The organism is Marinomonas sp. NPDC078689 (genome assembly GCF_044542435.1).
GTDB classification, from domain to species: Bacteria; Pseudomonadota; Gammaproteobacteria; order Pseudomonadales; family Marinomonadaceae; genus Marinomonas; species Marinomonas arenicola.
Map to the genome: position 1 here is coordinate 524,748 of NZ_JBITUJ010000002.1, position 23,744 is coordinate 548,491.

Genomic DNA, 23,744 nt, shown 5'->3' on the forward strand with positions numbered 1-23,744 from the left:
CGTTAAGCCTAACCTTGGAGGCGTCAAAAAAGAAGAATATATTGGTTTAGTTTCGATGTGAGTTCAAGATTATGGTGGAGCTATGCGGGATCGAACCGCAGACCTCTTGCATGCCATGCAAGCGCTCTCCCAGCTGAGCTATAGCCCCAAATGACGTTGGCCTATTTATTCAATAATAAATAGCACAGCCACTGGACAGAAAAGTCCTGAGAATGTTTTGTGGTGGAGCTATGCGGGATCGAACCGCAGACCTCTTGCATGCCATGCAAGCGCTCTCCCAGCTGAGCTATAGCCCCACAAAACAGCGATGGATTTTATTGGCGCTCGGGAATGCTGTCAACCTTTTCGTGACGAGTTTTAACTAATTGATTATCGAATACATTTGCCAAGCAAAATTACCACTCAGATAATATTGTGGTGAGCGCTCCATTTGTGCTTTTATGATCATTAAATTTCTAGGATAAAATAACAATTACCAGCATTATGTAGTAATCCAATGGGATAAAAGAAAATTATGGTCGATTTTCCTGATGTTTTAGACGATTTAATGATGGCACAACAGCCCATCTTCAAAAAATCTAAAGAGCTGTTCGGCTACGAGTTACTGTTTCGAGGGCAAGACAGCCAAAACGCTAACGTTTCAGATGGCGAAGCGGCGACCAGCCAAGTGCTAGTGAACCTATGCATTGGCATTACCCAATTAGAAACTCAGCTGCGCAAACCTTTTTTTATCAACATGACAACCGAACTCATGTTGTCAGATGCTTTTTTTCCCATCGCACCAGAAACCATGTACATAGAAATTCTGGAAGATCAGCAACTCACCCCGCAATTCATTAATGCCATTAAAAAATGGCGACAGGCCGGCTATCGGTTTGCACTAGACGATTATCAATTCGATAAAGAATATGAAAACCTGCTCCCTTGGGTTTCTATTGTCAAAATTGATGTGCTGCTCACACCACCAACAAACCACCTAGAGCAAATCAAAGCACTGAAGGCCAAAGGCCTCATTCTTGTCGCCGAGAAGGTCGAAAACCAAGCCATGTTTGATTACTGCTATGAGATGGGGTTTGATCTCTTCCAAGGTTACTTTTTACAAAAGCCTGAAATCATCAAGGGCAAAAAAATAAATTCAGCCGCACACAGCGCCATTACTCTCGTTAATGCTTTACAAGACAAAGACATAAGCATCGATACCGTGACAGACATGGTGGCACAAAACCCAACCTTGTCTTTTCAACTTTTGCGCATTTTAAAAAGCCCAGTCAGTGGCATACCCAAAGCCGTCGACTCCATTAAAGAAGCGGTCATTTTCCTCGGTCTAGTGCAACTAAAACGCTGGGCATTATTGATTACCCTTACGTCAACGTCTGTGCAACCCAAATCCCTGTTTAAAATATTGCTCACCCGAGCCCGTTGTTGTCAGCTCATTGCTGAAATGGACAATAAATCCATGGCAGATTCGGCGTTTATTACCGGCGTCATGTCTGGAATTGATGCCTTGTTTGCCATGGAGAAAAGCGTCATCTTAAATCAGATATCCCTCAGCTCTGAGGTTATGGACGCGATTTTGAAATCAGAGGGCACTCTTGGCACCTATCTAAAACAAACCATGAACTTTGAAAACCAAGACTGGCAGCAAATTCAGCAGATCAAGCCAGAACAACGCGCCAAGCTAAATCGCGCTTTTTTAGACGCCATGTTGTGGGCTGATGAGGTACTGCGAGAATTAAAATAATTTTTTTTCGTTAATTGATTGACAGGAATGAAAAAATCCATAGAATACGCAACACCTTTTTCAAGGCCAGTATGGTGGAATTGGTAGACACGACGGATTCAAAATCCGTTGCCTTCGGGTGTGGCGGTTCGAGTCCGCCTACTGGTACCAACATAAGAAAGCTCCGTAGCAAATGCTTCGGGGCTTTTTTTATGCCTGTTATTTATTCTCTTCAGACAAATGCTCTAGCACGTAATCAGGCAAGTCCGCTTCATCAGGAATCGGTGTAGACAGGCCTTCTTCGTCGATCGCGACAAATTTAAAATTGCCTTCTGTTACTTTTTCTCGCTGCCCAATACGACCTCGTCTTACCCATGCTTCAACACGAATATTCATAGAAGTACGGCCAACGGAATCCACATGCGTATAAATGCCTAGGATATCGCCCACTTTCACAGGGCGAATAAAGCTCATACCATCAAGCGCCACGGTCACCACTCTTGATTGCGCTCTTTGCCCCGCACAAATACCAGCGGCTATGTCCATTTGAGAGACGACCCAGCCACCAAAAATATCACCCGCTGGGTTCGTGTCACTCGGCATAGCGACTGTACGAGTTGTTAAGCGCCCCTTTACTTTTTCTTCAGTTGCCGACATACAGCACCCCTTTAAAATAGATATAACAGATAAAAAAATGCCGTGCTTTCTTGCCCGCTTCTATTGGCTTGCTGATTAACCGCCATTTTTAGCCTTGACTTGAAATACACAGCATATATAAAAATTATGAACACAAGGAGTCATGGAACCATGATCCAGTCCTCCGCGCGCCACACCGCTAAGAAAACTCGACTCGTAAATAATTGATTAACTTCTGAGGTGAACGAACATCTTGCAGAAACGATAACTTAAGATACGCTTCAATAGCATGAATATTCGAGTCCGTTAGCCACTCTCTTTCGTCGTAGAACGCTTGGATTAACGCCAATATTTCAAAGCCATTCTCTTTATCAATGTCTTCGTTCGCATTTTTTGGCTCAACAGGGTCCCACTGGTAGGTCCCTTTTAAATCACTGCGCTTAACTTGATAAACCATTTATACCACTCCCTTTCCCAGGATCTTCCCCTAAGACTAGCCGTTATTTAAACGCTTACTCAGGGGATTCATTTATACAGGGAAAGACTATTAGAATTGGACAAAAAACTGTCATCTATAGGTGAAAATCAACCTAATGAACTCGTTAGTAAACTGAACACTACAAAATAGTAGAAAACACAAAGAAAGGAATAAGCCACACTCATCGTCACAAAACAGCAAGATCAATAAAAACTAATTCATTAATATCAGTGAGTTACTGAAGGCTCCCCTTCTCGTTAAGCAGTTTGAAAACATGATATAGAGTTACACCAAAACAGCCAAGATAAAGCCGCAAATCATTACATAAAAAGCGCGACGACAGCACTTGGCGACGTCGCGTTGGGGATCATATCGGCATCAACGCCATGGGGGTCCGTAACACTTACAACCCCATCTCACTTAATTCAGGGTGATCGAGCGGACGAGCGCCTAATGGCCAATGAAATTTTCGCTCACTTTCAGAAATAGGCAGGTCATTAATGCTGGCATGGCGCTCCTGCATGAGTCCCTGCTCATTAAACTGCCAATTTTCATTACCATAAGAGCGGAACCAATTGCCTTCATCGTCATGCCATTCATAGGCAAAGCGCACACTAATACGGTTGTTATCATAGGCCCACAACTCTTTTACCAAGCGGTAATCATGCTCTTTCTGCCACTTGCTTGTAAGCAGCTCTTGGATCTGCGCGCGACCTACAGGAAATACATCACGATTGCGCCAACGGCTATCTAGGGTATACGCCATAGACACCTTGACTGGGTCTTTTGTATTCCAAGCGTCTTCTGCCATACGTACTTTTTGCTTTGCTGTTTCTTCTGTAAAAGGCGGAAACGGAGCCTTAGCTTCTTCACTCATTGGTTCACTCCTAGATAGTAGAACGACTTGTCTACATAGAGAATAGACAAGTCGTTCTACTTTTGCAATGCGCAATTCCCCCCTTAAGCCCAAGCTCTCGCCTTATAGAGGCACAAAGAGAGAAACCATCAGCGCTACAGCCTAATACCCTCTCACTAGATCAATTTGGTTGTTCAATTCACCCTTGCTGACAAAGCTTAGTACGTTGTCTGCGACTTGTTCGATGATGGTGGGAAGTGAGGCGTCGGAGGCTAAGTGCGGGGTGATAATGACCCCTTTCGTGGTCCACAATGGGTCTGTGGCTGGCAGGGGTTCTTGATCAAATACGTCTAGTAATGCTCCTCGCAAATGACCAGAATCGATCGCGTCAATTAAGTCACCCGATATCAGGTGACCACCACGACCAACGTTGATGATGTAGCCACCCTCTGGCATCTTATTAAACAAGTCTTTGTTCAGTATGTCTTTTGTCGCTGGACTTAAGGGCAATAAGTTCACCAGTAACTCAGTTTCTTTTAGCAGCTCAGTTAACCCTTCTGGGCCATGGTAGCAGCGGATACCATCCAGGTTTTTAGGGCTACGTGACCAACCAGAAACACGATAGCCAAATTGCGCTAATCCGCGTGCGACAAACTGCCCTAGCTCTCCTAATCCTAAGACACTGACGCGAATGTCGGACGCGGGACGCTGACGAAAGCCCTGCCATTTTGACTCGCTTTGGTTCGCGCTTATCTTGTCAAAGTTCCGCTGTACCGTGAGTGCGCCCCACAATACGTATTCCAGCATGCCTTGCTTTTGATGGTCATCCACCACCCGACATACAGGCAAGCCTGACGTTAACAAAGTGGTCCCGAGATGATCCACGCCAGCCGCCACAGAATGCAGGCATTTTAGATTTGGGTAGCGAGTTAATAAGTCTGCTTCTGGATGCCAGCAAAGGGCCATGTGCGCCTGCTCTGCACCGGCATCGCCAGCTACTAACACATTGATTTCTGGACGACGTTCTAAAAAAGCCGCTTTCAACCTAGCGGTGTATTTCTCATTGTTGGTTATTAATAAAAGGTCATTGCTCATAACGAATCTCGTACTGTGGATAGGCTGACTGTAATTTTCAGCCATCAGCCTGCCATATGAGCGAATACTTTTACAAACCCTCTCCTATCGAAAGTGAAAAATACCTTATTCATCGACACTTTTTGAGCATTTAACAATGTTCCCAACTATTCACCCGCAGCGGGATGCATTACACTCTTCGCTAAGTATTAACAACGCCTTAAAGAGCTGTAAAATCCTGTTATAAACCTCAGGAAAGGCGAAAAAGCCCTCTAATCTCGACGATTCAAGACATACCGTAAAGGACCCCATGCTGTGAAAAAAGTATTTATTGATGGTGAAACTGGCACCACTGGCTTACAAGTAAGAGACCGTTTGGTGAACCACCCAAACATTAGCATCATTAGTATTGATCCAGCGAAAAAGCGCGATGTAGAAGAAAAGCGCCGTCTGATGAAAGAAGCAGATGTGACCGTACTTTGCTTGCCTGATGACGCGGCAAAAGACAGCGTTGTTTTGGCCAAAGAAGAAGGCTGCCGTATTCTGGACGCAAGCTCAGTTCACCGTGTGGCAGATGGTTGGGTGTATGGCCTACCAGAGTTGGATGTCACTCAACGCGCTAAAATCAAAGACGCGCAGTTTGTTTCCAACCCCGGCTGTTACCCTACTGGGGCGATTCTATTGCTAAAACCTTTGGTCGAAGCGGGATTGTTACCTGCATCTGGCGATTACTCCATTAACGCTATTTCTGGTTACAGCGGCGGTGGTAATGCACTGATTGACCGCTATGAAAATACAGACAATGCGCCTATTTTTGGGGCTTACGGCCTAACGTTTAATCATAAACATCTACCAGAGATCAAAACTTGGTCCGGCATAAACAAAGCGCCTATCTTTGTGCCTAGCGTTGGTAGTTTTAGCCAAGGCATGCTGACTTTCTTACCGATTCAGCTAAAAGGCGAAGTCACCATGGCGCAGCTGCAAGCTAAATTGGCGGATGTATACGCGACTGACAGTTTTGTTAAGGTGAATGATTTTAACGCGGTTGAAGACGCTGCGGCGCCTTTCTTAACACCTCATGGTCTTGAGAACACCAACCTAGTTGAGTTGTCAGTCTTGAGTGGCCCTGATAATCAATCCGGTGTCTTGGTTGCCAAACTAGATAACCTTGGTAAAGGCGCTTCGGGGGCGGCCGTACAGAACCTAAACATCATGTTAGGTTTTGCTGAAGAAACCGCCGTTGACCTTTAATCAAGATGCCATGTTTAGTAGCGCTGCTTATCAGCGCTGCTTACTCGCGCTATTTATCAATGCTAACAAGCAACACAACGTCCTTTACATGGTCGATAGCAACAAGCTGGTTTCACTGTTTAGAATACCATCCACCTCTCGCACACGACGCAGCACACGATCGAACTCCCCCAAACTGGTGGTTTGCAATTCAGCGACCAAATCCCACGCGCCATTGGTCGTATGCAGCTTGACCAATTCAGGAATACCGCGCAGCTTTTTAATCACTTGCGACGTTGATTGACCAGCCACTTCGATCATCATAATGGCACGCACTGTTTCTTTTTCTACTTCTTGGTGAACCCGTACCGTAAACCCTAAAATTACGCCACTCGACACCAATCGATCCAGTCGGTTTTGCACCGTCGCACGAGACACTTTAAGTGTGTCGGCCAAATAGGAAATAGACGCTCGGCCATCTTTGCGCAATTCAGAAATCAAATCCGAGTCTAGGGAATCATAAATATAGGGTTTCATCTTGTTTCTCTCAGTTTAAAAAGAAAACTGACAATATGTCAGATTTGTCTGTCTATTTGCTAAAAATATCTTCAAATAGTATTAACTTCTGACATATTAAACAACATCAAGTCATCCTATTATGGCCTCTCTTCTTTTCTCTGTGCCAGAGGGCCTGTACATGACGAATACAATGAGCAACACAATCACCAAAACACAATCCCCTGAAGCCATTGTCATGGTACGCCCTCATCGTTTCGTTTCGAACCCTGAAACCATGGCCGACAATGCTTTTCAATATGCCTGTAAAAGTAAAAACGCCGCTCTAAGCGCCTACCATGAAGTAACAGAAGCCGTTGCTAGCTTGCAAGAAAAGGGGGTGACCGTGCATGTCTTTGAGGATAAATCGACTACTACGCCAGACTCTGTGTTTCCGAACAACTGGTTCAGTACACACCATAACGGCACCTTGGTCCAATACCCTATGTACGCCCCAAACCGCCGCAATGAATACCGCCAAGACATCATGGACTTTTTGATTGCACACTACGGTTATCAAACCACGATTAATTTAAGACACCACGCTGACGAACAAGCGTTTCTAGAAGGGACTGGCTCCATCGTGTTCGACCACCAGCACAACATTGCCTACGCCGCTCGCTCCAAGCGAACCAATGAATCCCTATTCCGACGCATTTGCCGAGACATGGGCTATCAAGCCGTACTATTTGATGCGATGGATGAAAATGGCGTGCCGATTTATCACACCAATGTGATGATGTGTGTCAGCACTCGATTCGTTATGATTGGCATGGACATGGTCGCAGAAAAAGACCGACCTGCCTTATTCAGTCTATTTCAGCAAAGCGGCTTAAGCGTCATTCATTTGAGCAATCAGCAAATCCGACACTTTTGTGGCAATGCCATCGAGTTGCGCGGTACAGACGACAACATACTCGCGCTTTCTCATACCGCTTTCAGCGCCCTTACCACGCCTCAGAAATTGCTTATCGAAGCGTCCGTAACATTATTACCGCTTGCCATCCCGACCATAGAAAGTGCCGGCGGCTCGGTGCGTTGCATGATCGCAGGAGTGCATCGTTCTAATCTTGCGCAATAACGCTTGTGTCGACAAACGCGTCCCAATACGGAGGCGCGCCAAAATACCCATCTAAGAAATCCACGAAGCAGCGCACCTTACTTGCCAACAGCTTGCGGTGCGCATAAAGCGCGTATAGCCCCATCACCTTAGGCTCAAAATCCAACAACACTGGCACCAACTGCCCCTTTCGGATCGCCTCTCCCGCAATAAAAGTGGGCTGCAAAGCAATGCCTGCCCCAGCAATGGCCGCTTCGACCAGCACATCACCATTATTACTTTGAAAGGCACCGCTTTTTTCAATGTTCTTGCTGCGCAACCAAGGGAAAATACTCTCACGATCATCCATCTCCATGTAGCTGTAATGCAGATACCTATGGTGTTTCAGATCTTCTGGGCAAGTGGGTGTCCCATGCTGTTTAAGGTAATCAGGCGAGGCACAAAGAATCACTCTCACTGGCGCGATGTGTTTAGCCACCAGCGATGAGCTTTTCAACTCACCGATTCTCAACACCACGTCAAATCCCTCATCAACCACATCGACCTTACGGTCATTAAGCTGTAAATCCAGATCAATTAGCGGGTATTGCTTTTGAAATTCAGCCAACAAAGGCGCCAAATGCTTAATCGAAAACGACACAGGCGCGCTAATCCGTAACGTGCCTTTCGGGTTTTGATGTAAGCCACCAAGCTGTTGATCCATCTCATCGATGCTGGCGAGGATTTGCTGAGCATGCTGCAAATACTGCATCCCCGCTTCTGTTAGGTTAACCCTACGCGTTGTTCGGTTAAGCAAACGTACGTTTAGCTTGTCCTCTAACTGTGAAACATACTTGCTCACCAACTGTGGCGACAGCTGTAACAGCTCAGCAGCGCGGCTAAAGCTACCCTCTGTGACCACAGACACAAAAGCACGCATCGCATCAATCCTATCCATACCAACACCCTTTTATACAACAAACTCTATTATCTTCGTTTTGTTGTTAATAATTCAACAACAGCCCTCTTAATTATAAAAAACATTGATAGTAAGATGGCTATATTCTCTAGCAATAGACACTTATTTGACTCTTTGAAAACGGAACCCTATATGAGCTTACAACTTTTAAAAAAATTGGTAACAACGAACAATAACCTAAGCGCCTTTATCTTACGTGCCCCTATCGGCATTATTTTGATGGCACACGGCTCGCAGAAACTGTTCGGCTGGTTTGGCGGCTACGGCTTAGAAGGCACAGGTCAATGGATGTCGAGCATTGGCCTTGATCCAGGCTATTTGATGGCCTTGCTATCTGGCAGTGCAGAATTTTTTGGTGGATTGGCTTTGTTGATTGGTTTATTAACTCGCCCAGCGGCGTTTGTTGTGGCGTTTACTATGCTAATCGCGATCTTCAGCGTACACATCAGCCATGGATTATTCGCCTCAAATGGCGGTTACGAATACGCATTAAGCCTATTTGTGGTGGCCATTGCCATCCTTATCCAAGGTGCTGGACGCTTCTCAATCGACAAAATGATTCAGAGTAAATTGTCTTAATGACAAGGCGCACTCAAGGTTCTATTACTCAGAACCCTGAGTGCATGAATAAGCATGAGTAAATCCCATAAAGAGAATCATCTGGCACTGCACTCTTGTTGAGACACACTTCCCTTTTTTTTATTAATACACACTCCCCTTTTTTATTGATACACCCTATCCCCGTTATCGGCCTCACAAGAAACGACGCTGAAGGAAGCTAGATAACGCCGCTCACTTCATCAGACCTCATGGCATTTTTACCCTGCAGCTGCACCATCTTCCATCATTGATCAAAACAGAATAATTAGAGCTCTATTTATTCGACCTTCGTTATAAAATCCACGCTAACAACACTCAAACTCACCTAGAAATAAGATTCTCAAAGCCATGTTTTTCATAGTTTTTTTGACTGATTTTAGGAAGCCAAATAAAATTTATTTATTGACAAATAGTTACATAAAATAATAAGTTACAGCTCTAATCTTCATACCAAAGAAAAAATGCATATAAATCAATCATCAATAAACATTGTCCATCCCATTTCTTGTGCCTTGATGAAAAACGTTAAAGACCCTTAAGCACGCTAATTTAAGAATTAGCCGTATCAGAAAAAGCGCTTTTTCAGCGCTCATTACAGCGATATTGACTGAGCCGTTTTCTATTTTTCAATAAAAAACGAGTGACCGAAGAAAATCAATATAGAGCTCTAAATAAAATACAATTTTGGTAAACAATAATGAGTACACGGAAAAACAAAAAAGTAGCAATAGACCTTGCCTTACTTCTACCCTCTGTTTTGGTCATCTTAGCGATAAGCATCCCGCTTCTTATCAACCCAGAAGCCAGTAAAATTGTCGTCAATCAACTGCTTGCTTGGTGCACAGGAACCTTTGGCTGGCTCTATCTTCTCGCTGGTATCAGCAGTTTCATGTTTGTCGGCTGGTTAGCATTCGGTCCTGTAGGTCGCATCAAATTAGGTGGCCCTGACGAAAAGCCAGAATTCAGTAAACTGCCATGGGTTTCCATGTTATTTTGTGCGGGTATTGGCATTTCTATCTGTAATTGGGCCTTTGTCGAACCACTCTACTTTCTTTCTTCTCCACCAATGGGAATCGAAGCAAACACAACAAAAGCAGTCGAGTGGGCAGCTATGTACCCGATGTTTCACTGGGGGGTAATACCTTGGGCAATATATCTAATGCCAGCGTTACCGATTGGCTATGCCTTGTATGTCCGAAAAGTGAATGTACTTAGGCTAAGTGAAGCCTGTCGTGGTGTTTTAGGTAATTTAGTTGACGGTATCGTAGGCAAAATCATCGACATTATTGTGATATTTTCCATTGTCGGCGGTGTTGGTACATCATTAGGTTTGTCAGTTCCCCTTGTCTCCAAGCTTTTTCAGTCTATGTTTGGTCTACAAGATTCCTTTGGGCTGCAAATGGTCATACTTGCCGCATGGATCGCGATGATTAGCTGGAGTGTTTACAACGGATTAAACAAAGGCATCCAAACTCTTTCTAATATTAATGCGGCACTTGCCTTAGCACTGTTGGTATTTGTTTTATTTGCCAGCTCTACCATATTCATCTTAAACCTATGGGTTAACAGCTTCGGGCTCTTAGTGGATAACTTCTTCCGCATTGCATTCTGGACAGACCCTATCGCCAAAAGCGGCTTCCCGCAAAACTGGACTATTTTCTATTGGGCATGGTGGATAGCTTACGCCCCTATGATGGGGTTGTTTGTTGCTAGGATTTCCCGTGGACGTACCGTGAAAGATATTATTATCAACGGCATGCTTTGGGGGTCATTTGGTTGTTGGGCATTCTTCGCCATCTGGGGTGGTTATGCACTAAATCTAGACATAAGTGGCACCTTAGACCTTCAAACCATTTTGAGCCAACAAGGCATACCTGCGACCGTTGTTGCTGTGCTTCAGCAGCTACCGGCGTCGGAAGTCATTATTCCATTGTTCACACTGCTTTGTTTCATCTTCCTAGCGACGACCGTTGATTCCTCAGCGTACATGCTAGCCGCTGTCTGCACTAAAGAGATCAATGGTTACCAAGAGCCAGCACGCTGGAATAGGATTCTCTGGACTCTATTGCTTGGATTACTTGGTATTGGCTTACTGTCTATGGGCGGGTTAAAAGTAGTGCAGACATCGACTGTATTGGTTGCATTACCAATGATTCCAGTTTTAGGCATTATGAGCTTGTCATTGCTTCGTTGGGTAAAAGAGGACTTTTCTTCTGAATTAGCGCCCAATGTCATTGCCAATGACGCATCAGACAACACCCCAAATAGCACGCAACCTAGTAAAACAACCAGAGTTCAAGGCGTGATGGATTCACCTGCGATCAATAAATAATGACGCTCTAGTATGGCGTTTAGACACTGATAAAAAAGGGACAACCTACACGCTAGATTGCCCTTTTTTTTGCTCTAACAGCCCCCCTTTGCGAGGTCAGCAACTAGCCAGTAACATCAAAACGAATCATCGTTTGGCCATGACTCAGTATGGTGTTTTTACCCAATCGCGTCTTGGCTTCTAACATGCCATTGAGACTACCCGTCATAAAAAAGAACTCGCCTTGGTAACCTCGACGAACACATTCAACAAGGCCTTTCTTTAAGAAAAGTTGCTTTTCAGCCAGTAATTCTGAGTCTGTTGAACGGTATTCAAACACCTCGTCTGAGGTGTTGCTGTTGAACTGAAAATCCCCAACGACCACGTCATCCGCCACAATAATGCCGTAGTTAAAAAAGAAATCGCAGCCAATATGGCTCAATGGGTTAATCTTCTCACGCATCACTTCGATGGCCACTTTAGGCTGGCTCGCACTCACTAAAGCGTCGACCTCTTGTTCCGTATCAGGCACGCTCGCTTGGTAGCACAGCTCAACTTCAAAACCTGTTACATCACTAAGATTAAACTGCTCACTGTGGTTATTGGCCAACTGAAAATCAAAAATAGGCGAAATAATAAAGGTGTTTTTATCTTCGACAATTTTCCACCCTTTAATCGTGGCGCCCTTTGCCTGCAAGCTCGCGATCATCTCATCTTGAGCACGGCACATGCCATGGTAATCCTTACTGATGGACTCAAATTGGCCACCTTTAAAATCCCTAAGCACGCCATAATAGGTTTCTCTATTCATCTCACTCATCTTCACATTGCCCATATAGTAAGTTACTTTTTTGCAATCTCGGTATTCAGTCTAATACGGTAAATTGAAGTACTAGCTGTCACGTATAATGTCATACCTTGCTCGAAATGATTATCACGAGCAAAGGTACAATTTGAGACAGTTTCTGGAACCATTATTTTGCCTAATAAGGTGCCATCATGATGATAAACTTGAACACTGTCTGCTGAAGACGTATATACCCAACCATTATGATCCACTCTAAAACCATCAGACAAACCAGGGTTCACCGTGGCAAACACCCGACCATTTTCAAGCTCTTGGCCATTAACTACATCAAACACCATAATATGATGATTACCTGAACCGTCTTTACGCAGTGCCGCTGACGTATCAGCAATATAAAGCAGCTGTTCATCAGGCGAAAATGCCAACCCATTTGGCTCTTCCATCGTCATACAGACAGCTTGCAAATCCTCTGTTACAGGGTCAAACCGGTACACATAATTACCAGTTTGTTCTGATTCTGCCTGATAGCCTTCTACATCCGATAAGATCCCATAAGGAGGATCTGTAAACCAAATTGCCCCGTCAGATTTCACAACCAAATCATTCGGTGAATTCAGCCGCTTACCTAAATATCGGTCCACCAATATTGTTACTTCATTAGTGGCAAGATCGGTTTTCATAATACAGCGTCCGCCGTGACTGCAATGCAACAAATTTCCTTCTAAATCAAAATAGTGTCCATTAGAAAAATTCGCAGGCTGTCGCCAAACAGACATACCTTGCTTCTCATTCCAACTTAAAATTCGATTATTTGGAATATCACTCCATAACAAAGTTTGTTCTTTTTCCAGCCACACTGGCCCTTCACTCCACAAGGCACCAGTACAAACTTTTTCTAGCACAGAATCCGCTAATAAAACCGTATCCAACCGAGAATCATAGCGCTCAACTCCCAACACACTCATTGACGCGTTTACTGGCATAATCAACTCCTTTGCCTTTACTATCACGATAAAACCAGCGGTATCTTTTATAAAAAAGACCGCTGGCATTAAGCTAATTTCACTACTTCCAAATAGCTTTATAAGCTTCACGATAGTGATTGCTTGGATCGAATACACCCCGGTCGCCGCCATCAAACGCAATATTTTCAGGTGTAACAAGGTGTACAGGCGTCGAAAAACCACTTGGCTGCTGGCCTGCAAAGCTACGGTTTAGCTCATCCACAATCTGCCAACCATGTAGATTCAATGGCTCTGGAACTGTTCCCACTTGATACATGTGATTACGAATACGAGCATACGCGGACTGACTACCATCTCCTGCTGATAGGTTTCTAGGCAACTCATCATCAGGCAAACCAGAAGAAGCCAAAGAAGAACCTATATAGTCAAAATACAAATCATTAATGCCCAAAGAATAGGTCCATTTCCCATGATAACGTTGTAGTAAAGATGTCGTTAACTGGGGCATACGAGTAGATGTATCAGACAGTGGCGTGTCTTCCACTGAAATCAAAGTACACTCTTTACATTGCTTAATTACCTTTGCCATGGCATCAGATTTAGCAATCGCAACGGAATAAGCAGAATCAGTAAAGATAACCACACCCGCTTTACCATTCGAATGGGCCACCGCAGACAACGCTGCGATAGCAGCAACATCATCAGCATCTGTCGTAATGTTGGTAAATATATGCTTCTCAGGAATAGGGCCAGGTTTTGCCGCCGCATGCCAACCTACCACAGTAATGCCATGAGAGGCCGCGGTATCAATACCTGAAGATTGCTCATTCACATCAAAACCACCCAAAATAATGCCATCAGGTTTTAATGCTATCGCTTGATTAAAAGCAGACGTACGACCAGATACTGTTCCTTGCCCGTCCAAAATACGAACCTTCCAGCCCATACTTTTTGCTGCTTCGGTTACGCCTTCACTGACACCTAGTACACCGCCATTTCGCATGTCTGATGCCAAGAAAACAATAGTTTTATTCAGAACTGCTTTAGGTCCTGTGGTTGGACCATCCCAGTTAGAATAAGGAGCAGTCGCTGCACTCACCTTGGCTTTGGCCATATCAACAAAACTATCAGCCAACACAGGTGTACTCATTACAGCTAAAGACACAGCAACAGACACCATATTTGTTCTAATAAATGACAAGCATTTTTTCATTATAAAACTCCATCTCTGTTATTTTTTTTATTTTTGAAGTGACCTTAAATAGATCGTAATACTTACCCATCATGAGTCATAAATTACTTTTTGCCTTACGACGTATTTTTCCTCCTCGACGCTGTGCATAACCAGCAATACCAATAGAAATAAGTAGAGTTGCACCGTTAAAAAGCGGTTCAATGTAAAAAGCACCGCCGAGCTGCTGAATGCCTGAAATTCCCACCGCAAGGATAGCTACACCGATAATGGTACCCCATACATTGACTCGTCCTGGACGAATTGTAGTAGAGCCTAAAAATGCCCCGACTAACGCTGGCAACAAGAACTCCAGCCCTACATTAGCCTGACCAATACGCAATTTTGCTGCGAGAATAACCCCAGCCAAAGCTGTTAATAAGCCAGAGGTAACAAATGCACCAATCACGTATTTGCGTGACGGAATCCCATTCAGATCAGCCGCACGAGGATTCGCACCAATCGCATATAAAGTGCGGCCAATCGGCATGTATTCCGTGATCAACCAAAGCACGATGGAAATACCAATCACATAAAAGGCTGGTGCTGGTAGCCCTAAAATGAATGAACTAGAAATTGCATAGAAGTTAGGATCTAACACGCCAATCACTTGTCTACCACCGGTGTACCAAAGCGCGACAGCGTAAATCAAAGTGCCGGTTCCTAAAGTGGCGATAAAAGAATCGATTTTAGCCATCTCTACTAACAAGCCATTGAGCAAACCAAATCCCATTCCACACACCAATACGATGCCAACTGATGCTTGCCATGAGAACCCAAACTGAGTTTGCAAGCTGATTGCCAAAATATGCCAAAGCACAATACCGTAGCCAACCGTCAAATCAATCTTGCCTGTCAGCATGGGAACCATCGCCGCCAAAGCAAGAATCGCAATAATCGATTTATCACTTAAAATAGACCGAAGATTTAACAGTGTCGGAAACGTATCCGGCAATAAAACAGAAAACAGTAAAATCAGTAACAAGGTTAAAATAGGCAGGCCATAAACTGGTAAATAGCGCCCTAGGTGAGCAAAAACACCTGACTCTTTTGGCGATAGATTGTCGTTATCAGGTTCTAATGCCGTAGATTTAATTGAAGTACTCATCGTAATTCCTCTTACATTCTTATTATTTTTAATCCGATATTACTGAGCTAATAACGCATCAGAATCCGCTGATGCGACCTTAAGCATGTTGGCAAACGAAATTTCTTCATCTGCTAACTCACACACTATCTTGCCTTTACTAAACACAAAGCAGCGATTGCAGATCTTTTCCACTTCTTCAAAATCCGTAGAAACAACAATGATACTAGTACCGGCCTGCACAGCTTCTTTTAATAAACTATAAATTTCAGACTTAGCCCCCACATCCACTCCTGCAGTTGGCTCTTCTAAAATCAACACTGGCTTATTCAAATTGAGCCATCTCGCCATAATGACTTTTTGCTGATTTCCACCACTTAGATTCTCAATAGTTTCATCTGGGTTGTTAGGACGAACATCAAAGCGATCTGTCAGAATTTGAGCTGTTTCATACTCTTGTGTAGGCAAGTTAAACTTAAAAAAGGAAGGGGTTTTAAGAAGTGGATTAAGATAGAGATTTTCCGTAATAGTCATCGACATGGCGAGGTTTTCATTACGCTCTCCTGCGACAAACCCCACTCCTGCTTTAATCGCCTCTACTGGAGATCGTAAATCCAATTTACTGCCATTTAATAAAACAGAGCCTGAAAGCATAGGGTGATCACCAAACAAAGCACGCCCAGTTTCTTCTTGACCTCCGCCACGCAAGCCGATCAAGCCGAGGATTTCGCCTTGTTTGAGATTAAACGACACAGGTCCTACTCGACCTAGTTCAAGATCGCAAACATCAAGCAGAATAGGTGCATTATCTTTAACTTGGACAGGGTGAAACATTTTTTGTGAACTACCGACAATAAGATCGACAAGTTCATCCGCAGCAATACCTTTAGTTTCTCGTTCAGCCACTAAATGACCATCACGCATCACGACTAATCGATCGGAAATTTCCATCACTTCGTCGAGGCGGTGAGATACATAAATCATCCCTACTCCTTTTTCCCTAAGACTACGAATCACATCAAACAAGCGTTCAACGTCCGCAGCAGGCAAACTGGCGGTAGGTTCATCTAAGATCAATACTTTTGCTTTGCAATAAACCGCACGGGCAATCGCCAGCAAAGATTGCTCAGAGCGAGATAAATTAAATACACGAGTTTTAGGATGAATATCCGCATTGACCATAGCCAGTGCTTCCGCAGCACGAGCATCTGTTGCTCTCCAATCGATGCAACCGGCTTTTTTACAATAGCCCATGGACAGAGCCATGTTTTCTGACACTGTCATCCAATCCACCAAACCAAGATCTTGGTGGATAAAGGCGATATTGCCAGAGCTTAACTCTTTTTTATCAAGTGGTTTACCGCAAAATAAAATGTCACCTTCATCCTGATGATAAATCCCAGCTAAAGTTTTAATGAGCGTCGATTTACCCGCACCATTCTCCCCCAGTAAGGCCACCACAGAATGAGAAAACACATCAAAAGACACATCATTAACTGCGGTGTTAGCACCAAAACGCTTAGTAACATGCTGAAACTGCAATAACGAATGACTATTACCCTGAACACCTTGCGTATTCATAGCTTAATACCCCCAGTGAATCACGTCCGTTTAAACGCTAAGGAATGCGTTTTTTGTTTTTATTTTTATTTTTCTTCTATTGCGTAACACGTCTTATTCACGCCTACCATGCCCAAAAACACAGCAGAAGATGCCTTTCGCTAGTTCAGCTCAAGGCCAGACTCTCTTGCGATGGTTTCTAAGCGCGCTTTTGCTTTCGCAATGTCTTCAAACCAATGGTCGTTTTGCGCCCACATTTCAATCACCAATGGACCGGCATAATCGATTTCTGCCAGCGTTTTGAAAATCCCATGGAAATCGACCTGCCCTTCTCCAATCACCAAGTCACGAAATTGCCCTTTGCACTCAGGAGACACCCGTAAAGTGTCTTTCAAATGCACCTGAACAATGTGCTGATGAGACAGTTTTAATTCCGTTGGCACATGGTGATTCCAACCGGATATGTTGCCCACATCTGGGTACGCCATAAAATAAGGCGATGGAATTTTCTGCTTAAGCACTTCAAATTTGCTCAGCGAATTTAAATAGGGTGTGTCCATGATTTCGACACCCAATAACACGCCAGCGCGCTCGGCCATTTTGGTGGCTTTTTGCATGCCTTCAATAAAGCGTTCATGGGTTGCTTCGGACTGAGGCTCGTAATAGACGTCGTAGCCTGCCATTTGAATACAGCGAATGCCCATTTTATAAGCAAAGGCGATGGCTTTTTCCATGATCTCAAAAGCACGCTCGCGAACCACGTCATCCATGGAGCCAAATGGGTATTTACGGTGGGCACTCAAGCACATGGACTGCAGCGGCATATCCAGCTCTATGCATAAGTTTCTTAGCGCATAAATCTCTTCATCAGACCACTCTAAACGCGCCTGTCGGTCATCGGTCTCATCCACTGAAATCTCAACAAAATCAAAGCCTAGCTCTTTGGCTTTTGTCAGCCTTTCTCGCCAAGACAACTCAATAGGCAAGGCTTTTTCATAAATGCCCAAACGAAATTTTTTATCAAAATTGATCATCACATGGCCTCAAGATAGGGTGTCTTCGATCGCCAGCGCGGTACTCGCCAAACGCTTCGCTAGGCTTTCAAAACCCATTCGGTTCATTTTTGGTGTTAATGACGAAATACTTATGGCGTAAATCGGCATTTTCTCTTTATTAAATACGGGCGTCGCCACACATGAAATGCCCGCTTCATTCTCTTCATCATCGATCGCATAACCACGCTCTTTAATGCGATCAAGCGATTGAAAAAACTCGTCTTTATCTAGAATGGTTCGCTCAGTTAAACGCTTCATAGTATTGGCATTACGCTGCCAATACGCCTCACGGACTTGGTCGTCTGCAAAGGCTAAAAAACATTTCCCCGCCGCCGAGCAGTACGCAGGAGAATGCAAACCAACGTAGGTTCGAGTGCGAAAAGACGCGTCTCTTGGCTCCAGCTTGTCTTTAAAAATAATATTGTCGCCATCAAAAGAGATGAAGTTCACCGTTTCATTCACCGCTTCTAACAAGCTAGTCAGATGGGGCTTAATGTAACCCGTCACGTCGGAATTCAGTGCGCTTTGGCCCACATGCAATAATTTCATGGTGAGCCGATAATCACCGCCGCTCGACAGCTGTACAACATAGCCTTCGCTTTCATAGGTGGATAACACCCGATGAACAGAAGACTTTGTCATGGCCAGTTCTTGGGAGATATGATTCAAAGAGGTTCCATTCGGAAACTTCCCTAAAAATTCCAAGACACTCAATGCTTTGATTAATGATTTAATGTGCTCACTCATAAAAAGGACCTACCAGAATTTTGCTATTTCGCTATGAAATGCTTCTGCAATAGACACACCTTCATCACTTGCCAGCGCGCGGCCAGCAATAAAAGACTTCACTTTTATTTGTTTAAATAGGTATAAATCTGCAGGCACAATTCCACCTGTTATGGACAGCTCAATACCGATATCAGAAAGCCGCTGCATTTTGTTAAGGTCGTCGTCTGTCCAACTAACGCCGGCAAGTTCAGCGTCTCGAGAACGATGATAAATGGCTTGAGTAATGCCCATATCGTACCACGCTCTGGCGTCATCGAAGGTCCAATGCCCATAAAGTTCTATTTGTATTTCACCTTGATACTGATCCGCGACTTTTTTGGCGGCTCGAATGGTTTCAATGTGCGCCGCGGCGCTCACCGTGACCCAATTTGCCCCCGCCTCTAACGCCAGTCTTGTTAAAATGGCGCTGGCATCGGTGATTTTCATGTCACACACAACAATATGGTTAGGGTATTTCTCACGGACTTTCGCGACACTGTTTACGCCGTCAGCGAACGCCAAAATCGTGCCCACTTCAATCACATCCAATTGTTCTGCAACGCGGGCAACAGACGCAAAAGCGGTGTCTAGATCGGTCGCGTCTAATGCCATTTGCAATAAAGGTTTAGTCATCTTTGTGCTCCTCGAATTCTTTGAAAAAAGCAACCAATTGTAGATAGCGACGATACTTGCGCTGATATTGGTCATAGTGAGCCGAGTTAGGTTCGAAACGCTGGCTGTCGACTTTCATCGCCGCCAAACCAGCTTCGATGGACGGATACTCTTTGGCGCCCACCATGGCGACCAAGGCCGCGCCCAAAGAACCGGTTTCTTCGATGCTAGGAATGTCGATCGACATGCCGGTTAAATCGGCCAGCATTTGCATCCACACCTTTGACCCCGTTGAGCCACCGGTAACGCGTAATGACGCGGCATCAGGGAAACGCGCACGCATACGATCCAAATGCACGTTATGGCAAAACAACACCCCTTCCCAAATAGCCTGAATCAAATGAGCCTTTGTATGATGCGCTTGCATACCATAAAAACCGGCTTTCAAACCTAGCCCCATGTTGGAGCCGTATAAAAAAGGCACAAAAAACAATTCGCTGCTGGCCGGCTCTAACGCCGCGACCAACTCTTCGTTTTCTTGATGATTGAATTCACCGTCTTCGCCTAAATAGTCGACGAACCATTCGTAGTTTCCGGCGGAGGTTGGGCTCGCCTCATGGATAATGTATTGCCCGTCTACCACGTAATGACCATAAACATAACGGTAATCAAGCGTGGTAATGGCGTCTGCAATACCAGACGTCACCGCCCAGGTTCCCATCACATAATTCAATGAGTTGGCATTCGCATCGACGCCAGAGCAAATCGCAGTGGAGACCACATCAAACAGCCCACCAAACACAGGCGTACCTGCTTTTAAGCCTATTTCATTGGCCACATCAGACGTTACATACCCTGCTAGCTGATCAGGCTTGATAATGGGTGGCAAGGCTGAAAAAACCTCTTCAATACCAAACAAAGCCAATAATTCGCGATCGTACTCGCCGGTGTTGGCGTTAAAAAAGTTGCTTTCTGAAATGTTGGTTAACTCAGCATTCACTTCACCGGTTAAGCGAAAACGAAGGTAGTCATGGGCCATTAAAATTGAGCCTATTTGGCTGTAATTTTCAGGTTCATGCTCTTTTAACCATCGAATAATCGACACCGGATGACCTGTCCATAACGTCTGTAAGGTCATCGGGTAAATGGTTTCTGGCAATGCATCCGCCTGCCATTTTTTAACGATGTCCAACGAACGAGAGTCCGAAGAAATAATGCCATTACGCAGGTTTTTCTGATCTTTATCCAGCAGGTAAACCCCTTTTCCCTGGGCTGAAATGCTTAGTCCTTTGATGTCATCGACTGAGATGTCCGTGCTGTTTAACAGCTTAGTAATCACCACTTTGGCGTCATTCCATAAGGCGTCTAAGTCGCGTTCAACCCAGCCTTGCTGTTTATTAACCACTTGTGCCGACACTTTCGAGATCGCTATTTGCTGACCTGCGCTATCAAACAATGCGGCTTTCATAAAGGTGCCGCCAGAATCTAAACCAATAAAATAGTTCATCGTTGGTCACCTAATGGATGCGTCGATTTCAGGTGTTCTGGAAAAAGGGTTTGCAGCAACTCAGCCAGAGTATGATCGTTGTCATTCGTGGTTCGTGTGATCATGTTGGCGTGACGTTTCAAATTCTCATCGGCGTTTGCCATCGCAACGCCCATGCCCACCATTTCAAGCATGGAAATATCATTATGATGGTCACCAACCGCAACAACCTGTTCAGGAGAGATGCCTTTATGCTTAATTAATTGGGCAAGCGCTGCGCCTTTGGTGTTGCCGATACTGGCGAAATCGATGCGATTCGACCACGACTTTTCACCGGTGAAATGCTGTTGAATAAAAGGCAAGGCGGCAAACTCATCCACATCGTCACCTTCTACAACAAACTTCCAAATACACTCAGCGCCTTCTACTTCTGGAGAGAAATCATCCACTTGGCGGATAATCGGTTTTACCTCGCCAGAAAAGCCTTCCGCCCACTCTGCCAACCTTGCCACATGCATGACAGGACGCTGGGAGGAGTACAACATGGCGTCTTTTAGGTACACAACCACGTTAAGATTGCGCGCTTGCGCCAATTGTAAAAACGCCACGGCTTGGCTTTTTTCTATCGCGTTATGCTGCAATACGGCGCGGTTTTGGTAGTCATACACATAGGTACCATTACAGCAGATTGCCGGTGTCGTTAGCCCCAGTGCTTGATAATAAGGACCGGCGGCCGTGTGGTGACGACCGGTAACAATCAGTACTGGAATGCTTCTGCTTAAGACTCGCACAGTATCCACCAACACAGGACTGATGGTGAAATCAGACTTTAACGAAGTGCCATCTAAGTCCAAAGCCAATAATTGGTACATAAGTCACTCCTACTTTTGACCGTAATAAGCATTTTTTCCATGCTTACGCATATAATGCTTATCCAATAATTCTTCTTGTACCTTGATCTCAAGATTGAGCGATCGTGTGGCGATGGCCATCGCAGACACTTCTTCTAATACCACCGCATTGTGCACCGCATCAAAGGCGTCTTTACCCCAGGAAAACGGCGCATGACCAGAAATAACAGCACCAGGAATGGCCATTGCGTCTAAGCCTCGCTGGTTGAACTCTTCGATAATCACAAGACCGGTGTTTTTTTCATAGTCGGTGGCAATCTCAGCAGCAGACAAAGGTCGCGTACAAGGAATATCACCGTAGAAATAATCCGCATGGGTCGTCCCTAGTGCCGGAATATCCAACCCTGCTTGTGCCCATACCGTCGCGTGTCGTGAATGAGTATGAACAATGCCGCCAATGTTTGGGAAAGCCTTGTACAATTCGATGTGGGTTTGAGTGTCGCTGGAGGGGTTTAATGTGCCTTCTAGTCGATTGCCTTCTAGGTCAATCACCACAATGTCATCCGCGTTCATGTTTTTGTATTCAACACCGGATGGCTTAATGGCAATCACGCCTTTCTCTCTGTCTATCTCAGAGACGTTGCCCCAAGTAAAGGTTACCAAACCGTATTCAGGCAGCTGTAAATTCGCCTTTAGAACCCGTTCTTTTAATGCTTGATACATGATCACTTCCTCACTACCAACGTAACAAAGCGCTTAAGGCATTCATCACGAGAGTAAAAAGAGGGACTCAGTCAGCAGCGCTGTGCTGAGCCCCTGATTGGTTATTTTTCTATTTTGACGCGGCTAAGATTTCATTGACCATTTTGTCGCCGTACTGTTTGATAAAGGCATCCCAAACAGGTTTCACAGCAGAACGGAATGCTGCGCTGTCTACATCACGGTTGACCTTCATGCCATGAGACTCTAGTTCAGCGATCATCTTGTCTTCTTTCTCGATGCTTAATTTACGCTGCATCGCAACGGCGTCGGCCGCGGCATCAGTAATGATTTTCTTCTCTGCATCGCTCAGTTTATTAAACTTCTTCGCGTTCATCGTAAACACCAATGGTGAGTACGCATGCTGAGTCAGACTCAAGTACTTTTGCACCTCGTAGAATTTAAACGAAAGAGTGACTGGGATCGGGTGATCTTGAGCATCTACTACGCCAGTTTCCAATGCAGTGTAAAGCTCAGCCACAGGAATTTGCGTTGGGTTTGCGCCCAAAATAGAGAACATATCGTTCAAAGCTTTGGAGCCGTTTACGCGCATTTGCAGGCCTTTAACATCACCAGGCTCGCGGATAGGACCACGATTATTGGTGATATTTCGGTAGCCATTTTCTGGGTAACCTAGGCCTTTAAGACCAAATTTCTGCATGTCATTCAACACGCCCTGACCGACTTTGCCATCAAGCACTTTGTAGGCGGTTTTTCGGTCTGGGAACATAAATGGCAAAGTAAAAGCAGCCGACTCAGGCAATAGCCCAGAGTAGTTGTTCAAGCCAACAATAGAGAAATCGATGATTCCCACACGGTTACCTTCGATCATCTGCGCATCAGTACCTAACTGACCGTGAGGAAAGATATTAATTTTTAGGTCGCCATTACTGCGAGCTTCCACTTCTTTCTTGAAGAACACAGACATCGTCTGTTGTAGATCAGACTCAGGGGCCGCGTGTGCCAACTTAAAGGTTGTCGCAGCCATCGCATGGTTAGCACTAATCGCTAATGTCATCGCCGAAGCAAGACCCATACCCTTCAGTAAAGTTTTCATTTTTATCATTATTTTTCTCCTTGAGGG

Annotated in this window: 23 protein-coding genes and 3 tRNA genes; 6 read left to right on the plus strand and 20 right to left on the minus strand. The window is 44.7% G+C overall.

Annotation, left to right across the window (positions count from 1 at the left end; genetic code table 11):
- Positions 1-72: 72 nt before the first annotated feature.
- Positions 73-148 (minus strand) — tRNA-Ala (locus tag ACIGBN_RS05495).
- A gap of 72 nt (positions 149-220) precedes the next feature.
- Positions 221-296: transfer RNA gene (locus ACIGBN_RS05500), tRNA-Ala, on the minus strand.
- A gap of 218 nt (positions 297-514) precedes the next feature.
- Between ACIGBN_RS05500 and ACIGBN_RS05505 the strand changes: the two genes are divergently transcribed.
- Together ACIGBN_RS05505 and ACIGBN_RS05510 are read left to right on the plus strand one after the other, a co-directional pair.
- Complete coding sequence (locus tag ACIGBN_RS05505) at positions 515-1,741, plus strand: EAL and HDOD domain-containing protein (RefSeq protein WP_396664100.1); 1,227 nt, start codon at positions 515-517, stop codon at positions 1,739-1,741.
- Between the two features lie 65 nt (positions 1,742-1,806).
- A tRNA-Leu gene (locus ACIGBN_RS05510) sits at positions 1,807-1,891 on the plus strand.
- A gap of 48 nt (positions 1,892-1,939) precedes the next feature.
- Here the strand turns inward: ACIGBN_RS05510 and ACIGBN_RS05515 are convergent.
- From ACIGBN_RS05515 to ACIGBN_RS05530, 4 genes are all read right to left on the minus strand, one after another.
- Positions 1,940-2,377, minus strand: coding sequence for an acyl-CoA thioesterase (locus tag ACIGBN_RS05515; RefSeq protein ID WP_133002897.1), 438 nt, complete (start codon positions 2,375-2,377; stop codon positions 1,940-1,942).
- 178 nt (positions 2,378-2,555) lie between these two features.
- Positions 2,556-2,813: a hypothetical protein gene (locus ACIGBN_RS05520; protein WP_396664103.1), complete on the minus strand. Its 258-nt coding sequence runs from the start codon at positions 2,811-2,813 to the stop codon at positions 2,556-2,558.
- 424 nt (positions 2,814-3,237) lie between these two features.
- Positions 3,238-3,711 carry a DUF1348 family protein gene (locus tag ACIGBN_RS05525; RefSeq protein ID WP_396664105.1) on the minus strand — a complete coding sequence of 158 codons (474 nt, stop codon included), beginning with the start codon at positions 3,709-3,711 and terminating at the stop codon, positions 3,238-3,240.
- 141 nt (positions 3,712-3,852) lie between these two features.
- The gene (locus tag ACIGBN_RS05530; RefSeq protein ID WP_396664107.1) at positions 3,853-4,785 is read right to left on the minus strand and encodes a 2-hydroxyacid dehydrogenase; all 933 of its coding nucleotides are present in this window, start codon (positions 4,783-4,785) and stop codon (positions 3,853-3,855) included.
- Between the two features lie 294 nt (positions 4,786-5,079).
- On the opposite strand from ACIGBN_RS05530, the gene argC reads away from it, so the two are divergent.
- On the plus strand, positions 5,080-6,015 hold the full coding sequence (gene argC / locus ACIGBN_RS05535) for an N-acetyl-gamma-glutamyl-phosphate reductase (protein ID WP_396664108.1): 936 nt from the start codon (positions 5,080-5,082) through the stop codon (positions 6,013-6,015).
- An 84-nt stretch (positions 6,016-6,099) separates the two neighbouring features.
- Here the strand turns inward: argC and ACIGBN_RS05540 are convergent, their stop codons facing one another.
- Positions 6,100-6,531 (minus strand): Lrp/AsnC family transcriptional regulator, encoded by a 432-nt coding sequence (locus ACIGBN_RS05540; protein ID WP_133002892.1) that lies wholly within the window; start codon positions 6,529-6,531, stop codon positions 6,100-6,102.
- 160 nt (positions 6,532-6,691) lie between these two features.
- Between ACIGBN_RS05540 and ctlX the strand changes: the two genes are divergently transcribed.
- Positions 6,692-7,630 (plus strand): citrulline utilization hydrolase CtlX, encoded by a 939-nt coding sequence (gene ctlX, locus ACIGBN_RS05545; RefSeq protein WP_396664111.1) that lies wholly within the window; start codon positions 6,692-6,694, stop codon positions 7,628-7,630.
- Here the strand turns inward: ctlX and ACIGBN_RS05550 are convergent.
- Positions 7,614-8,546 carry a LysR substrate-binding domain-containing protein gene (locus ACIGBN_RS05550; protein WP_396664113.1) on the minus strand — a complete coding sequence of 311 codons (933 nt, stop codon included), beginning with the start codon at positions 8,544-8,546 and terminating at the stop codon, positions 7,614-7,616. The genes ctlX and ACIGBN_RS05550 overlap by 17 nt on opposite strands.
- 153 nt (positions 8,547-8,699) lie before the next feature.
- On the opposite strand from ACIGBN_RS05550, the gene ACIGBN_RS05555 reads away from it, so the two are divergent.
- Positions 8,700-9,146: a DoxX family protein gene (locus ACIGBN_RS05555; RefSeq protein WP_396664115.1), complete on the plus strand. Its 447-nt coding sequence runs from the start codon at positions 8,700-8,702 to the stop codon at positions 9,144-9,146.
- Between the two features lie 718 nt (positions 9,147-9,864).
- Positions 9,865-11,499, plus strand: a complete 1,635-nt coding sequence (locus ACIGBN_RS05560; RefSeq protein WP_396664117.1) for a BCCT family transporter — start codon at positions 9,865-9,867, stop codon at positions 11,497-11,499.
- Between the two features lie 103 nt (positions 11,500-11,602).
- Here the strand turns inward: ACIGBN_RS05560 and ACIGBN_RS05565 are convergent, their stop codons facing one another.
- The 12 genes from ACIGBN_RS05565 to ACIGBN_RS05620 form a co-directional block, all read right to left on the minus strand.
- Positions 11,603-12,289, minus strand: a complete 687-nt coding sequence (locus ACIGBN_RS05565; RefSeq protein WP_396664119.1) for a hypothetical protein — start codon at positions 12,287-12,289, stop codon at positions 11,603-11,605.
- Positions 12,290-12,321: 32 nt separating this feature from the next.
- Complete coding sequence (locus ACIGBN_RS05570) at positions 12,322-13,269, minus strand: SMP-30/gluconolactonase/LRE family protein (protein WP_396664121.1); 948 nt, start codon at positions 13,267-13,269, stop codon at positions 12,322-12,324.
- An 82-nt stretch (positions 13,270-13,351) separates the two neighbouring features.
- Positions 13,352-14,464, minus strand: a complete 1,113-nt coding sequence (locus tag ACIGBN_RS05575) for a substrate-binding domain-containing protein (RefSeq protein ID WP_396664123.1) — start codon at positions 14,462-14,464, stop codon at positions 13,352-13,354.
- Positions 14,465-14,540: 76 nt separating this feature from the next.
- A complete protein-coding gene (locus tag ACIGBN_RS05580; RefSeq protein ID WP_396664125.1) occupies positions 14,541-15,590 on the minus strand; it encodes an ABC transporter permease in 1,050 nt (349 codons plus the stop codon).
- Between the two features lie 39 nt (positions 15,591-15,629).
- The gene (locus tag ACIGBN_RS05585; RefSeq protein WP_396664127.1) at positions 15,630-17,150 is read right to left on the minus strand and encodes a sugar ABC transporter ATP-binding protein; all 1,521 of its coding nucleotides are present in this window, start codon (positions 17,148-17,150) and stop codon (positions 15,630-15,632) included.
- A 140-nt stretch (positions 17,151-17,290) separates the two neighbouring features.
- On the minus strand, positions 17,291-18,163 hold the full coding sequence (locus ACIGBN_RS05590) for an L-ribulose-5-phosphate 3-epimerase (protein ID WP_396664129.1): 873 nt from the start codon (positions 18,161-18,163) through the stop codon (positions 17,291-17,293).
- Between the two features lie 9 nt (positions 18,164-18,172).
- Positions 18,173-18,931, minus strand: coding sequence for an IclR family transcriptional regulator (locus ACIGBN_RS05595; protein WP_396664131.1), 759 nt, complete (start codon positions 18,929-18,931; stop codon positions 18,173-18,175).
- A gap of 9 nt (positions 18,932-18,940) precedes the next feature.
- Complete coding sequence (locus tag ACIGBN_RS05600) at positions 18,941-19,585, minus strand: 3-keto-L-gulonate-6-phosphate decarboxylase UlaD (RefSeq protein ID WP_133002885.1); 645 nt, start codon at positions 19,583-19,585, stop codon at positions 18,941-18,943.
- Positions 19,578-21,071: an FGGY-family carbohydrate kinase gene (locus ACIGBN_RS05605; RefSeq protein ID WP_396664133.1), complete on the minus strand. Its 1,494-nt coding sequence runs from the start codon at positions 21,069-21,071 to the stop codon at positions 19,578-19,580. The genes ACIGBN_RS05600 and ACIGBN_RS05605 overlap by 8 nt, the downstream gene beginning before the upstream one ends.
- Positions 21,068-21,922, minus strand: a complete 855-nt coding sequence (locus tag ACIGBN_RS05610) for a Cof-type HAD-IIB family hydrolase (protein WP_396664135.1) — start codon at positions 21,920-21,922, stop codon at positions 21,068-21,070. Before ACIGBN_RS05610 ends, ACIGBN_RS05605 begins: the two co-directional genes overlap by 4 nt.
- A 9-nt stretch (positions 21,923-21,931) precedes the next feature.
- Entirely contained in the window at positions 21,932-22,624 is a 693-nt protein-coding gene (locus ACIGBN_RS05615; RefSeq protein WP_133002882.1) for an L-ribulose-5-phosphate 4-epimerase, read from the minus strand.
- Positions 22,625-22,733: 109 nt separating this feature from the next.
- Positions 22,734-23,726 (minus strand): DctP family TRAP transporter solute-binding subunit, encoded by a 993-nt coding sequence (locus ACIGBN_RS05620; protein ID WP_396664137.1) that lies wholly within the window; start codon positions 23,724-23,726, stop codon positions 22,734-22,736.
- Positions 23,727-23,744: the final 18 nt, after the last annotated feature.